Source organism: Lacicoccus kunmingensis DSM 17847 (genome assembly GCF_059568765.1).
The window spans coordinates 130,385-143,900 of the sequence record NZ_JCANUC010000007.1 but is presented as its reverse complement, the minus strand read 5'-3'; the positions used below and the strand labels follow the sequence as shown (position 1 = coordinate 143,900).

Annotated in this window: 15 protein-coding genes; 8 read left to right on the top strand and 7 right to left on the bottom strand. The window is 43.7% G+C overall.

Annotated features, from left to right (window positions below):
• From BO48_RS09085 to phnE (BO48_RS09055), 7 genes are all read left to right on the top strand, one after another.
• Window positions 1–439, top strand: a 439-nt coding sequence (locus BO48_RS09085) for an IS30 family transposase (protein WP_496367131.1), incomplete at its 5' end; no start/stop codon positions are given.
• A 113-nt stretch (window positions 440–552) separates the two neighbouring features.
• Window positions 553–1,335 (top strand): SLC13 family permease, encoded by a 783-nt coding sequence (locus BO48_RS09080; protein WP_496367130.1) that lies wholly within the window; start codon window positions 553–555, stop codon window positions 1,333–1,335.
• A gap of 84 nt (window positions 1,336–1,419) precedes the next feature.
• A complete protein-coding gene (locus tag BO48_RS09075; protein ID WP_496367129.1) occupies window positions 1,420–2,199 on the top strand; it encodes an IclR family transcriptional regulator domain-containing protein in 780 nt (259 codons plus the stop codon).
• A 207-nt stretch (window positions 2,200–2,406) separates the two neighbouring features.
• Window positions 2,407–3,378, top strand: coding sequence for a phosphate/phosphite/phosphonate ABC transporter substrate-binding protein (locus BO48_RS09070; RefSeq protein ID WP_496367128.1), 972 nt, complete (start codon window positions 2,407–2,409; stop codon window positions 3,376–3,378).
• 86 nt (window positions 3,379–3,464) lie between these two features.
• Window positions 3,465–4,268 carry a phosphonate ABC transporter ATP-binding protein gene (gene phnC, locus BO48_RS09065; RefSeq protein WP_496367127.1) on the top strand — a complete coding sequence of 268 codons (804 nt, stop codon included), beginning with the start codon at window positions 3,465–3,467 and terminating at the stop codon, window positions 4,266–4,268.
• Window positions 4,240–5,049, top strand: a complete 810-nt coding sequence (gene phnE / locus BO48_RS09060) for a phosphonate ABC transporter, permease protein PhnE (RefSeq protein ID WP_496367125.1) — start codon at window positions 4,240–4,242, stop codon at window positions 5,047–5,049. Before phnC ends, phnE (BO48_RS09060) begins: the two co-directional genes overlap by 29 nt.
• A complete protein-coding gene (phnE, locus tag BO48_RS09055) occupies window positions 5,049–5,852 on the top strand; it encodes a phosphonate ABC transporter, permease protein PhnE (protein ID WP_092988187.1) in 804 nt (267 codons plus the stop codon). Before phnE (BO48_RS09060) ends, phnE (BO48_RS09055) begins: the two co-directional genes overlap by 1 nt.
• Before the next feature lie 56 nt (window positions 5,853–5,908).
• Here phnE (BO48_RS09055) and BO48_RS09050 read toward each other — a convergent pair whose 3' ends face one another.
• The 7 genes from BO48_RS09050 to BO48_RS09020 form a co-directional block, all read right to left on the bottom strand.
• Window positions 5,909–7,108 carry a thiolase family protein gene (locus BO48_RS09050; RefSeq protein ID WP_496367123.1) on the bottom strand — a complete coding sequence of 400 codons (1,200 nt, stop codon included), beginning with the start codon at window positions 7,106–7,108 and terminating at the stop codon, window positions 5,909–5,911.
• On the bottom strand, window positions 7,108–7,755 hold the full coding sequence (locus BO48_RS09045; protein WP_092988183.1) for a 3-oxoacid CoA-transferase subunit B: 648 nt from the start codon (window positions 7,753–7,755) through the stop codon (window positions 7,108–7,110). The genes BO48_RS09050 and BO48_RS09045 overlap by 1 nt, the downstream gene beginning before the upstream one ends.
• Window positions 7,752–8,438, bottom strand: coding sequence for a CoA transferase subunit A (locus BO48_RS09040; protein ID WP_496367122.1), 687 nt, complete (start codon window positions 8,436–8,438; stop codon window positions 7,752–7,754). The genes BO48_RS09045 and BO48_RS09040 overlap by 4 nt, the downstream gene beginning before the upstream one ends.
• A 6-nt stretch (window positions 8,439–8,444) precedes the next feature.
• The gene (locus tag BO48_RS09035; RefSeq protein WP_496367121.1) at window positions 8,445–9,278 is read right to left on the bottom strand and encodes an alpha/beta fold hydrolase; all 834 of its coding nucleotides are present in this window, start codon (window positions 9,276–9,278) and stop codon (window positions 8,445–8,447) included.
• A 12-nt stretch (window positions 9,279–9,290) separates the two neighbouring features.
• Window positions 9,291–9,758, bottom strand: a complete 468-nt coding sequence (locus BO48_RS09030; protein WP_496367120.1) for a DUF3237 domain-containing protein — start codon at window positions 9,756–9,758, stop codon at window positions 9,291–9,293.
• Window positions 9,759–9,821: 63 nt separating this feature from the next.
• Entirely contained in the window at window positions 9,822–10,616 is a 795-nt protein-coding gene (locus tag BO48_RS09025) for a dioxygenase family protein (protein ID WP_496367119.1), read from the bottom strand.
• Between the two features lie 57 nt (window positions 10,617–10,673).
• The gene (locus BO48_RS09020) at window positions 10,674–11,792 is read right to left on the bottom strand and encodes a muconate/chloromuconate family cycloisomerase (RefSeq protein ID WP_496367118.1); all 1,119 of its coding nucleotides are present in this window, start codon (window positions 11,790–11,792) and stop codon (window positions 10,674–10,676) included.
• Between the two features lie 359 nt (window positions 11,793–12,151).
• On the opposite strand from BO48_RS09020, the gene BO48_RS09015 reads away from it, so the two are divergent.
• Window positions 12,152–13,504: an alanine/glycine:cation symporter family protein gene (locus tag BO48_RS09015; protein ID WP_496367117.1), complete on the top strand. Its 1,353-nt coding sequence runs from the start codon at window positions 12,152–12,154 to the stop codon at window positions 13,502–13,504.
• Window positions 13,505–13,516 lie beyond the last annotated feature (12 nt).

Genomic DNA, 13,516 nt, shown 5'->3' with positions numbered 1-13,516 from the left:
GGTGTTGCTGACACTCGCGGAGCGACAGACCCGATTTGAAGTGCTGTTAAAAATTGATGGCAAGGACGCGCAATCCGTCACTGAGGCGATTGAATCACTCGTTGAACGGGCCGGTGACCACATGCCGTCGTTATTCAAGACCATCACATCGGATAATGGCTCTGAATTCAGTGCACTTCATGAAACCTTGAAGCATGTGACAGACGTCTACTTTGCTCGGCCATTTGCGTCATATGAACGGGGGACCAGCGAGAACCAGCATAAGCTCATTCGCCGGTTTATCCCGAAAGGCCAGCCGATCTCTGCCGTCAGTGATCGACAAATCCAGCGCATCCAACCGTGGATGAATGATTACCCACGTAAAATCCTGGGCTACCAGACACCGCATGAGCGTTTCGCCAAGGCACTCAATCAAACACAAATGGTACAAAGTGCCTAGTGTAAAATTTTTCTCCTCCCCTCGGGGGAGGAGAAGCCCAGCCACCAGAGTGCTTTCACAAACTCTGGATTGGGATTATACCCTAGTGGCTAACTTAAACTTGAAATTCGCGTTTGGAATGGTTTATATACACTGCCCCGATTTGGATATTACTGGTCGTTTCAGTGTTATATATCATATGGAAAGTTTATCCGCCGGCAGAAGATGAATCTTTTGAGACATTGCAGGAAGAGATGAAGAAAAAGAACATTGCGATTGGAAAAATTAAGGCAGATGAAATAAAATGTATAGTCATATTAATCATCACCATTTTTATATGGCTCACAGAGTCATGGCATGGTTACCACCCGACATTCGGCGCATTGTTTGCTGTCGTCATGATGGCCATGCCGGGCACCGGCTTCGTAGAGTGGAGAAAACTGCTCAATATTAATTTCGGCATCGTACTGCTGATTGGTGCAACCTTGTCCCTCGGCTACTCACTGATTGAGTCCGGAGCGATAGACTTGCTTGAATTACTGGTTTCCCCACCTGTAATAGTGGAGATATTCAGTAATCCGTGGCTTGCGATACCCATTACTGTATTGGTGTCACACTTGTATCACCTCGGCGTAACCAATGTATCCACTGCTGTAATCACTTTGCTGCCGGTACTGATCAGTCTGTCAGCCCAGTCCGGACTTGATCCTGTGGTCATGTCAGTGCTTTCAGCAGTGACGTTGCTGCTCGGTTTTATACTCGTGGTGGAAACGATGACGAATGTTGTCGCTCACAGTACAGGCAGAGTGGAGCAGCAGGATTTCCTTCTGCCGGGAATACTATCGACAATCGCAAGTGTTTTCATCATTACATTCGTGGCATATACTTATTGGCAGTGGATCGGTTTCTGGCCTTAACATTTAATTATATAAGATTTATCACCTTAAAAATGATATGATAATAGTACAGATTTTTAACTATCGTACAATTGAGGGATAATTATGACGGAAGAATTTAATAGTGCTGATCATCTTCAAACACTTGCAAAGGGATTGAAAGTCATTGAAGCTTTTGACAGCCACGATCATTTAACCATATCAACCGCAGCAAAATTGACCAATATCTCCAGACCGACCGCAAGACGCGTCTTAATCACGCTGGTCAATCTGGGGTACGCACAGGCGCTCGACAACCGATTTTATCTGACGCCTAAAGTTCTGTCACTCGGCTATTCTTACATGACTGCCAGAGACAGCTGGGAAATTACAACGACCCTGTTGCGTGAATTATCTAAGCAGACCAATGAGTCAAGTTCAATTGCCAAGTTAGTGGGCGAGGAAATTGTTTACATCGGACGTGTGCCTGCGAATAAAATCATGAATATTTCACTCAATATCGGCACACATCTGCCTGCATACGCCACTTCCATGGGTAAGTTATTACTTGCGCAAAAAAGTGAAGAAGCGCTTCAGGAATTTTTTGCCACCGCGAAACTCGAAGCCCTCACCCCGAATACGACATATAAGGAAGTAGATTTGCGTAGAGAATTCGAAGAAATACGTGAAAAAGGATGGGCGATCAGCGAAGATCAGCTGGAAATCGGACTGATGTCCATCGCTGCACCGATCCGCAATATGCGTGGAGAAGTCATCGCCGCAATCAATTGCTCCACAAACTCCTCCCAGACGACAAGACAAGAAGTTGAAGACCATTATTTATCGCCGCTTCTGGAGACTGCAGAGCTGATAAGCAGAAATACAGAGATTGAACTGCCGTTTTAAAATTTGAATAGGATAGTACACGACGAGACTCCCCGATATATTCATAATATAAAGGGGAGTTTATTTTATACTTGATGACGTATTTCCTAATTATTTGAAAATAACATTGACTTTGGAAAACGGTTTAAATATTCTTAAGGTAGAAGAGGGAAATTTTTCTCTCTTTGAGAAAATAAAATACATATTTCTACTTGGGAGGTAGACGAAATGAATTTTGGGTTAAGACGTTTTCTTTTGCTGTTTGCTTTAATCATGGTCATCTCTGTAATTGCTGCATGCGGTAACGGTGAGAGTGATGATTCAGACTCTGAAGGTAACGAAGATAGTGAAGCCGCTGAGAATACCGAGGAGACTTCAGAAGAATCCGGTGAAGAGATTGAGTCATTGTCCATGGGTTTTATTCCTTCAAGTGATGCAGGTAATATCGCCACAACAGCTGAACCGCTTGAAGAGTTCCTTTCAGAAGAGCTTGGTATTGAAGTGGAGGCTGAGGTCATGGTCGATTACAGCGGTCTGATCGAGGCGATGAGAACACAGCAGGTTGACATCGGTTTCCTTGCACCATTCAGTTTTGTACAGGCTGAAGAACGTGCAGATGTTGACGTGATTTTAAAATCTGTCAGAAACGGCTCAGAATCTTACGTTGCACAATATGTAGTTAATGCAGATTCAGATATTGAAAGCATTGAAGATCTTGTGGATCAGGAAGGGCTTGTCTGGGCGTTCCCGGATACTTTATCAACTTCCGGTTATCTTTTCCCTGCAATGCAGTTGAAAGAGATGGGCGTGGATGAACTGGAAAGTCATTTTGATCAGCTTTCAGTAGGCGGTCATGATAACGCAATTACACAAGTGTATGACGGACAGGCAGATTTCGCTACTACCTTTGATGATGCTCGTGTAACTGTTGAAGAAGATCTTCCGGATGTAATGGATCAGGTCAAAGTGATCGGACATACAGATGAAATTCCAAACGATACCATTTCTGTCCGTTCTGAACTGCCGGATGATATGAAACAGCAGATTACAGATGCTTTCCTAAGTTTGAATGAAAATGAAGAAATGCTTGATATCATGTATGAAATTTATGAGTGGGACGGCATTGCTGAAGCAGAGTCCGAAGACTATGATATTGTACGTGAAGTATATGCAGAGTTCGAAAGTGACTTAAACGAATAACAACATTTTCAAAAGGAGATGAAGGGACTCCCTTACGCATCTCCCTTTTACATATTTTTAATTTTATTCCCGGGATGGTGAATGCATTGATAGAATTTAACGATGTTTCCCTTGTGTATCCGAATGGACATGAAGGTTTGAAAAACATCAACTTAAAAATTAACGAGGGAGAATTCGTGGTCATCGTCGGTATGTCAGGCGCCGGTAAATCGACATTGATACGGAGTATCAACCGTATGGTGACACCAACCAGTGGTGAGCTCATCGTGGACGGAGAAGATATTTTACAGCTCAAAAACAGCCAGCTTAGAAAAGTAAGAACAAACATCGGCATGATTTTCCAGAGTTACAACATCGTCAAGCGCATGAGCGTACTGAGAAATGTTCTTGCGGGGAGACTCGGGCATACGGGCACACTGCGCAGCCTGGTCGGATGGTTCCCCCAGAACGATCTGCAAATTGCGATGAATAACCTTGAGCGTGTCGGAATCGATGAAAAAGCATATGTCCGCGCAAGCAATCTGAGCGGGGGACAACAGCAGCGTGTCAGTATTGCGCGTGCATTGACTCAGCAGCCTAAAGTCATCCTCGCAGATGAACCTGTGGCAAGTCTCGACCCTCCGACTTCACATAAAGTCATGAAAGACCTAAAACGAGTCAGCAGGGAGGACGGACTCACAACAATTGTCAACCTTCACTTCATTGATATGGCGATGGAATACGCCGACCGTATCATTGGCTTAAGGGACGGTAATCTGGTGTTCGACGGACCGATAGAGGAAGTGACGGATCAGACCTTCGAAGAGATTTATGACCGTCCGATTAAAGAGGATGATCTTCTTGGCAGTGAGGAGGAGACTGATGAAAAAAACGAGTCCGAACAAGTCTGAGCGTATCGTTCTGACGCCCATGCGGTTCAAGCTGTTTATTCTCAGTATTCTTCTTTTGGTCATACTGCTTTATATAGTGGCTGCCTATCAGACTGAAGCTTTCCCTCAAAGGGTGATAGAAGGCTTCCCAATAATCTTCCTGTTTGTGGTGGAAGACCTTTGGCCACCGAGCTGGGAATACTTTACGAGTGTCATCCAGCCGCTTCTTGAAACATGGAATATCGCATTGTTCGGTACAACTTTCGGGGCGATTCTTGCACTGCCTGTCAGCTTTCTTGCCGCATCGAATATCAATACAAATCTGACGTTCTACCGTATTATCCGGTTTTTCTTCAATATACTGCGTACTGTACCGGAAATAATACTGGCTGTTCTTTTCGTTGCGCTTGTCGGCATCGGTGATATTTCGGGTATTCTCGCCCTCACAATACTGACGATAGGTATCATCGGTAAACTGCTCAGCGAGTCCATTGAATCAGTCGATCCCGGACCGCTTGAAGCCATCCGCGCATCAGGCGGCAATACTCTGCAGGTGATCAGATATGGAGTCATTCCGCAAATTTTACCGCAGTATGCTTCCTATACGCTCTATTCATTGGAAATCAATGTGAAAGCATCGGTAGTGCTCGGCTTTGTCGGTGCCGGCGGTATCGGTATCATATTAAGACAACAGCTCAGCATGTTTAATTATCAAAATGTGGCAGCAATTATTTTTACACTCTTTATCGTCATTACGATCATTGATTTCATCAGTAATAAGCTAAGGGAGCGTCTTGAATAATGAAACAGCATGATAAAATAAGAACGCATAAAACCTTTAACAAAACGAAGCGCATGTATGTTCTGGCCACTGTTCTCATACTTGCTTTCATCTATATTGTTGCCCTCGTATCCACGCCGTTCGACATCAACAGCTCCTCGGTGTCCACTTTGGAAACATTGAAGCGGCTGTTCATAGAACCGTTGATCAACACTGATAATTATGATAAATACCCTGAATACATCGGCTATATGCTTGAAACAATCGCCATTGCCTATGCAGGAATATTTGTTGCGACGATTCTTGCGGTACCTGTCGGTTTTCTGGCTGCAAGAAACGTAGGCGGCAGGTTCTCCTATATCGGAAAAGCGCTGCTGAATGCCATACGTGCGATTCCCGAGCTGATCTTTGCAATCATCTTCGTTGCTGCTGTCGGTATCGGCCCGTACGCCGGGGTTCTCGCCATCAGTATTAACTCGATCGGTATGCTCGGTAAACTTTACGCCGAAGTCATTGAATCGATTGACTCTGAGAACGTTGATGCAATCAAGGCAAGCGGTGGTAACCGGATTCAATCCATGTGGTACGGTATTCTCCCGCAGGTGCTGCCGGAGTTCGTATCCTACTCTTTATACCGTTTCGAAATCGACGTACGTGCATCGACAGTGCTCGGTATTGTCGGCGCCGGGGGTATCGGTGCACCGCTCATACTTGCCACATATCAAAGAAACTGGGATGAAGTCGGTATGATCCTTGTCGTCGTCGTCGTATTTGTAAGCTTGATAGATATATTGTCAGGAGCAATCAGAAAACGTCTGATTTAACTTTTAGAAACAAAACAGAGCCTGAATCCATAACAAGGATTCAGGCTCTGTTTATTTTATATATTGTCTACCATTAGGGAGATACCCTGGCCGACCCCGATACACATCGTTGCCAGACCCGTCTTGGTATCACGGCGTTTCATTTCATAGATCAGATCCGTCAAAATTCTTGCGCCGCTCGCACCGAGTGGGTGACCAAAGCTGATTGCTCCGCCATTGACGTTGACAATGGCTCTGTCAATGCCCAGCTGGTTGATACACTCTATGGACTGTGAAGCAAAAGCCTCGTTAAGTTCCATCAGGCCGATATCTGAAATCGTCCGTCCTGTTTTCTCAAGCAGCTTTTTTGTAGAATCTATAGGACCAAGACCCATTACAGCCGGTTCTACACCTGCAGTTGCAGAGAACGTGTATTTTACAAGTGGCGTTAAGCCCAGTTCTTCAGCCTTTTCTTTGCTCATTACCAACAGTGCACTTGCACCGTCGTTTACACCTGAGGCATTTCCTGCAGTCACTGTACCGTCAGGGAAAATTGAACGGAGCTGTGACAGCTTCTCAAGTGAAGTTTCCGGTCTTGGATGCTCATCTTTATCAACAACTGTTTCGTTCCCTTTACGGTCGGTGATTGTTACAGGAATCATCTGATCTTTGAAACGGTCCGCTTCAACCGCGGCTTTCGCACGCTGCTGGCTTTCAAAAGCAAACTGATCCTGTTCTTCTCTTGTAATGTTGTATCTCTGTGCGACATTTTCAGCTGTCTGCGGCATTGAATCAATACCGTGTTCAGATTCGATTTTAGGATTCGGGAATCTCCAGCCGATTGTCGTGTCCACGAGTTCCATGTTGCCTCTTGGAAATTCTTTTTCAGGCTTCAGCATGACAAATGGCGCTCTTGACATACTCTCTGTTCCGCCTGCGATTGCGATATCAATTTCACCAGTCATGATTGAACGTGCCGCCATTGAGACAGAGTCAAGGCTCGAACCGCACAATCTGTTTACAGTTGTCCCCGCCACACTTTCAGGTAGATCCGCGATCAATGCAGACATACGTGCAACGTTTCTGTTCTCTTCGCCCGCACCGTTGGCGTTGCCGAAAATCACTTCATCTATCTGGTTTACATCCAGATTCGGGTTTCTTTCAACAAGTGCTGTTATGACAATTGCACCAAGGTCATCCGGCCTTACTGACTTTAAAGCACCTTTATATCTGCCTATCGGTGTTCTTACCGCATCTACTATAACAACTTCAGTCATTATTCCGCACTCCTTTTCAGCGATTCAGACACTGTATAATCCGCTTCTGTTTTTTCCGCAACTTCTTCAAGTGTTGTGTCGCCCATCAATTCTATCAGTTCGAATTTATCGTCTTTTCGTTCAAACACTGCGAGATCTGTGATGATCATATCCACAGGCCTCGTTGACGTAATAGGGAAAGTACATTCCTTCAGGAATTTCGGTGAACCGTCTTTCGCAGTGTGATTTGTGGTGATGATCACCTTTTTAGCTCCGACGAGGAGATCCATTGCACCGCCGACACCGATAATATCTTTACCCGGAATCGCCCAGTTGGCCACCTGTCCATTTTCGCCAACCTGCAATACGCCGAGAATCGCAACATCAACATGCGACCCGCGGATCATCGCAAATGAGTCTGCACTGTGAAAGTAACTTGCACCTGTTGCTTCACCGACCGGCTGTTTACCGGCGTTGACAATGTTCGGGTCGATATCTTCTTCTGCAACTGATGTGACTCCAAGTAATCCGTTCTCTGTGTGCAGATAAAATTTATCCTTATCCAAATAGTTCGCCACAAGAGTAGGGATGCCGATACCCAGATTTATAACTGAATACTCATCTAAAGCCTGGGCAGCTCGTTCAGCAATCATATCTTTTACACTCATTTCTGAACCACTCCTTCTTTAGTTAATATCTGTTCAGCAAGAACAATCTTATCCACATATATATGCTGAGTCGCAATTTCCTCAGGGTTCAACTCTCCCACTTCAACAATTTCATCGACTTCTGCAACAACATATTTTCCTGCAGTTGCCATCATCGGGTTGAAGTTGCGGGCTGTCTTGTAATAAACAAGATTGCCGAGTTTGTCAGCCTTATGCGCACGTACAAGAGACACATCGGATTTCAAAGCTTTTTCAAATACGTATTCCTCACCGTCGATCTTTTTTGTTTCCTTACCCTTTGCAAGGTCCGTCCCGACACTCGTCTTAGTGTAGAAACCGCCGATGCCTGCACCGCCTGCACGGATGACCTCACTCAGCGTACCCTGCGGCAGCAGCTGAAGATCCAATTTGCCGGCATTATACCATTTGGCGACTTCTCTGTTACTTGTAAAATATGAGCCAACCGCTTTTTTCAGTTTGCCCTGGTCAAGCAGGATACCCAGTCCTTTTCCTGCCTCACCGACGTTATTGCTGATTACCGTCAGTTCTTTAACCTCGAGCTTCGTCAACTCATCTATTAAAGAGAGTGGTGCACCGATCAGTCCGAAACCGCCGACCATCAGTGTATCTCCATCCTTAACCGGGTGAAGAGCAGATTTTAAATCAGTGATTTTTGATTCCATTTTAAATTACTCCTCTTCTAAAAATTTTTCTATTTGTTTATTCAAGTTCTTCTGTTCATTAAATACAATTTCATAGTGATTGATATCTATGACTGTAGCGCTTATATCTTTAACAGTATTAAGCATTTTATCGTAACCCTCTTTACTGAACAGGGCGATATCATCTTTTATCGGACCTGTACAGATTATCAGGAATACAGGGACTTCAAGCTTTTCGTATGCTTCATCGAAAGGGAAGTCATAAAAGCTCTCAAAATCCTGTTTAGTCAGCTCATAGTCTGATTTATGATGAATTTTATCATCTGCCTCGGTAATTTCATGGTCGATTACCTGGTCCATGACCGCGCTCCATTCAATTCCCATAGCACCGTACGACTTCTTCATCATTTCAAGATACTCGTCTCTTGAATCGAATGTTTTTTCAAGCCTGCCAAGAGAAGGGAGGACAAGACTGCTTGTATTTTCATCTGCTTCGCCGCCGCCGTCCAAAAGAACCACTTTTTTAACTTTCGAACTCCGGCCTGCAACGTCTACAGCAATATAGCCGCCCATTGAATAGCCTGCAAGGACAATATTGTCATGCTCCAACGAGTCTATGATTTCAAGCAGATCTTTGCTGTGCTGTTGAATATCAGCCGGATCATTTTGCAGTGTACTGTCGCCGCGGCCGCTTAAATCATAACTTAATGTATTATATTTACTTTTGAAGTAATTTTGGAAATGGTGCATTTGCAGATAATTGCCCGTTAAGCCATGTATGAAAATTAGTAAGACGTCACTTTCAGGATGTGTAGTTATATTGACATTGATCTGTTTATTTTCGGTATTGATCAGTTTCATGAGTTTACCCGCCTATTCGACTGTGTATATTGAATAACTGACACCTTCAGGCATACGGATGCCGTTTGAGATGAATATTCTGTTATTCAGCCAGTGATATTTTTCGCTGCCGGTTTCAAATACAGGATTGGTTCTGAAGTAGTATTCATCAGGATCCACTTCCTCTCCCTGGTCCAGACGGTTTAAAACTGAACGGTCCCCTGTTCTGATACCTCTGTACGTCATTAAAATGAGCTCTTCATCGTCAGTCTCCAGAGTGATGCGTACATCCTGGATGATTGTTCCGTCTTCGCGTACCGTAATCCAGTCGTCACCGCCCGGAAGCACTTTCGCGTTAAAATATTCTCCTTCGAATTTACCGCCGGTCACCTGAATAATTCTACGGTTTCCTATTGGTGTTTTCTTAGGCAGGTGAGGCTTCGCCACTGATAATTCCATATGTCCTAAAAGGGATAGTTTTGGTTCTGGTAATTCTCTCACAGTCCATTCCTCCAATTAATTTCATAAATACGAAAAGGGCATGTCTCCATGCCCTGGTTTTTTCTAGTTATCTTTACGAAGTACGAAGTCCAAGTGTGATTCTTTATAATCGCCTTTGTCTACAGGGTCTGTAACAAGTTCTTCACGTACACCTTGTGCCACGTCAGTCTCCATCCACTCATCACCTTCAAAGAATACTTGCGTAATCAGCGTTTCGTGACCTTCTGATTTGAACATGATGTGCAGGTGCGCCGGACGCATAGGGTGCTGATCCATGTAACCCAGGAATTCACCTGTCGGTCCCTGATCTGGAATTGAGTATGGTAACGGCAGGAATGTTTTTACTGTAAATTTACCTTCATCATCCGTTACGAAACGTCCGCGGAGGTTAAAGTCTGGCGCATCCGAGTCGAAATTGGAATATTTTGCCGAGCCGTCGTTCTGCCAGAAATCAACTTCTGCATTTTTAAGCACTTCACCATCAACATTTTTAACTGTTCCGCTGAAGTAGAATACATCGCCTTCTTCATCCGCGCGCTGTGGCAGTTCTACAATACCATTCTCATCCGGTTCAACAAAAGGCGCATTTTCAACGTAGTATGGTCCAAGAAGGGAAGGCTGAGTCCCCGGCAGTTCAGTATACATTGACTGTAATACATGCGTTTCCAGGAATACGTCTGCATATAATGGAAGTTCTCCGGATTTACCCAGGCGGTCTGCCCAGTTTACAAAGTTAGTATATTCTTCGTGGTTGAGTTTCGCTTCATCGAAAAACTCCTGCATATGTTTGATGAATATATCGAAGACCTCTTCAACACGTTCGTTTTTAGTCGTTGGCAATTGATTGTTTACTGTCATAATTAACACTCCTATTAATATTTTTATTATTTATATAACAACCGTTTGACGGTTTGCCTATCTCTGATAGTGGTTGAGCTTATCGTAGTCCAATGTGCTGCCAAAACCGATATCATCCGGTATTTGTATTTCGAAGTTCTCAACCTTAATATCTTCAAGGGTCAGTTTATCCTGGTAGAGCAGCGGACCGAATATTTCTGTTCCGAACTTAAATTCAGGTATCGTCGAATAAACGCTTGCTGCGATTGCATTACCTACAGTTGACTCGATCATTGTGCCCCCGTATATTCCAAAGCCTGCAGCTTCAGCAATACCCGCAATCTTTCTCGTCTCGAGAATACCGCCGTGCTTTGCCGGTTTAAGTGCTACAGCATCTCCGGCTCTCTCTTTGATGATGCGGTAAGTATCATGCAGTGATGTCGTCGATTCATCTGCAAGTATTGACACATCAAATTTCTCGGTCAATCTCTTCATACCTTCATAGTTCCATGTCGGGAGCGGCTGTTCTATCATGGATACACCCATTTCCTCCAAAGCTCTGATCTGTTTGGACGCAGTGTACTCATCCCATGCCTGGTTGATGTCCACAGTTATTCTGGACTGATCTCCGACAGCTTTTATAATTTCTCCTACATGATTGACGTTGGCTGTAGGATCACCATGACCTATTTTCAATTTGAAGATGTTATGCCTTTTTTTATGCAGCATTTCCTGAGCTTCGTCTATATCTTTAGTTGTATCTCCGCTTGCCAATGTCCATGCCAGAGGTAATGAATCATGGATCTTTCCGCCAAAAAGTTCATAAGCAGGAATTTCTCTTTGCTTTGCAGCCAAATCTATCAAGGCAGTTTCTATGGCAGCTTTCGCAAAATAGTTTCCTCTCACGTACTTTGAAACTGTTGTCATAATTCTGTTGAAATGGATTGGACTCTGATCTATCAGATGCGGAACGATGTATTTATCCACGTTGGCTTTTATGGCTTCTACAGTACTGTCACCATATGAGGCACCACCGATAGTTGCTACTTCAGAAACACCGGTTCTTCCGGATTTATCTTTAATGATTGTAATCACAATCGCCTGCGTAGTAATAGTTGTCATTGCAAGCTGATGCGGACGTTTCACAGGCAGATCACAAATATATGTATCCACACTGTCAATAAAAACATTATCCATTCTTACACCTCCCATTGTACGGCAATCGTACCTAGATATGTTATTCGAACACAATTTCATTATATTAATATGTGAAAGCGTTGTCAACGAGTTTTTTGAAAATTATTAATTAGAAAAATACAATATTATTTAGTATATCTCGAAAGTGAAACTTTCAAATGACTTTTTTAATTAAAAGTTGTAACATACGATGTTTAATCCACACGTGAGAAATATAACTTACATAATCTACGTAATTTAATTACAATATCTATAATAAATTCACTTTTATAGTATTTATTATCTTATTCACAATATTGACATTATTTGAGAATTCATATACCTTTGTGAAGAATACATATTAAGGGGAGGATTTTACAATGGGTGAATCAATAGCAGATTTTATTGCTTGGCTCAGTGGCTTTGTTTGGGGATTGCCACTGATTATCTTTTTGGTAGGTACCGGGATATTTCTAACGATTAGAATTTCATTCTTCTCATTCCGTATGCTGCCATACTCACTCAAGATGTTATTTAAGAGAGAGGATGCCACAAGTGAAGGGGATATTTCACACTTCCAGGCAGTTATGACAGCGCTTGCAGCTACAGTGGGTACCGGAAACGTCGTCGGTGTGGCTACGGCTGTTGTAATCGGTGGGCCCGGTGCAGTGTTCTGGATGTGGATGACGGCACTTGTCGGTATGGCGACTAAATATTCCGAAGGTATATTAGGGGTTAAATATCGTCAGAAAAACTCAAAAGGGGAAATGTCCGGCGGACCGATGTATTACTTGGAACACGGTCTTGGCCAAAAATGGCTGGGCGTATTATTCGCATTCTTCGCTGTCTTTGCAGCAATATTCGGTATAGGAAATATGATCCAGGCCAATGCGGCGTCCGATGTTGCCCTTGACGTGTTCAATGTTCCGACATGGCTGACAGGTGTGATAATGGCTGTCCTAGTCGGATCAGTGTTATTGGGCGGTGTTAAGAGTATAGGTAGAACTGCAGGTATACTCGTACCTTTCATGATTGTTTTCTACCTTTTAGCTGGTATTACTATAATGATCATACAAATTGATCAGGTCCCTGCAGCGATAGGCTTGATCTTTACCGATGCATTTACTGGTAATGCTGTTGCCGGTGGTGCGCTTGGTACTGTCATTCGTATGGGTGTCGCCCGAGGCTTGTTCTCAAACGAAGCCGGTCTCGGTACAGGCGGTATCGCAGCCGCGGCGGCGAAAACAGATGTGCCTGCACGTCAGGCTCTGATTTCAATGACTCAGGTTTTCATCGATACAATTGTTGTTTGTTCGATTACTGGTATCACACTGGTAATGGCGGACATGTACGCTTCAGGTACTGAAGGTGCAGCTCTGACAGCACAGTCATTTGAAGCTTTCTTACCAGGCGTTGGTGACTATGTTGTCGCGATAACATTACTCGTATTCATATTCTCAACAATTCTTGGCTGGGGTTACTTTGGAGAAAAATGTTTCACTTACCTGGTCGGTTCGAAATTTACAATGTTATACAGAATCGTCTTTGTTATTGCAATCATTCCAGGTGCTACAATGTCACTTTCAACAGTATGGAACCTTGGAGATGTCTTCAACGCTCTGATGGCTGTTCCAAACTTGATTGGACTTGTATTACTGTCCGGAGTGGTAGTTGCTGAAACTAAAGTATTCCTTGATATCAGAAAGAAAGAGAAAGAGCAGGGGATAAATTAAACAAGTAAGTGA

Excerpts from the sequence above, each read along its gene's own strand:
- BO48_RS09025 (WP_496367119.1), bottom strand. The coding sequence starts at position 10,616 with ATGACAGTAAACAATCAATTGCCAACGACTAAAAACGAACGTGTTGAA.
- BO48_RS09015 (WP_496367117.1), top strand. The coding sequence starts at position 12,152 with ATGGGTGAATCAATAGCAGATTTTATTGCTTGGCTCAGTGGCTTTGTT.
- BO48_RS09075 (WP_496367129.1), top strand. The coding sequence starts at position 1,420 with ATGACGGAAGAATTTAATAGTGCTGATCATCTTCAAACACTTGCAAAG.
- BO48_RS09040 (WP_496367122.1), bottom strand. The coding sequence starts at position 8,438 with ATGGAATCAAAAATCACTGATTTAAAATCTGCTCTTCACCCGGTTAAG.
- BO48_RS09035 (WP_496367121.1), bottom strand. The coding sequence starts at position 9,278 with ATGAAACTGATCAATACCGAAAATAAACAGATCAATGTCAATATAACT.
- phnE (WP_092988187.1), top strand. The coding sequence starts at position 5,049 with ATGAAACAGCATGATAAAATAAGAACGCATAAAACCTTTAACAAAACG.
- BO48_RS09050 (WP_496367123.1), bottom strand. The coding sequence starts at position 7,108 with ATGACTGAAGTTGTTATAGTAGATGCGGTAAGAACACCGATAGGCAGA.
- BO48_RS09070 (WP_496367128.1), top strand. The coding sequence starts at position 2,407 with ATGAATTTTGGGTTAAGACGTTTTCTTTTGCTGTTTGCTTTAATCATG.
- BO48_RS09020 (WP_496367118.1), bottom strand. The coding sequence starts at position 11,792 with ATGGATAATGTTTTTATTGACAGTGTGGATACATATATTTGTGATCTG.
- BO48_RS09045 (WP_092988183.1), bottom strand. The coding sequence starts at position 7,755 with ATGAGTGTAAAAGATATGATTGCTGAACGAGCTGCCCAGGCTTTAGAT.
- phnE (WP_496367125.1), top strand. The coding sequence starts at position 4,240 with ATGAAAAAAACGAGTCCGAACAAGTCTGAGCGTATCGTTCTGACGCCC.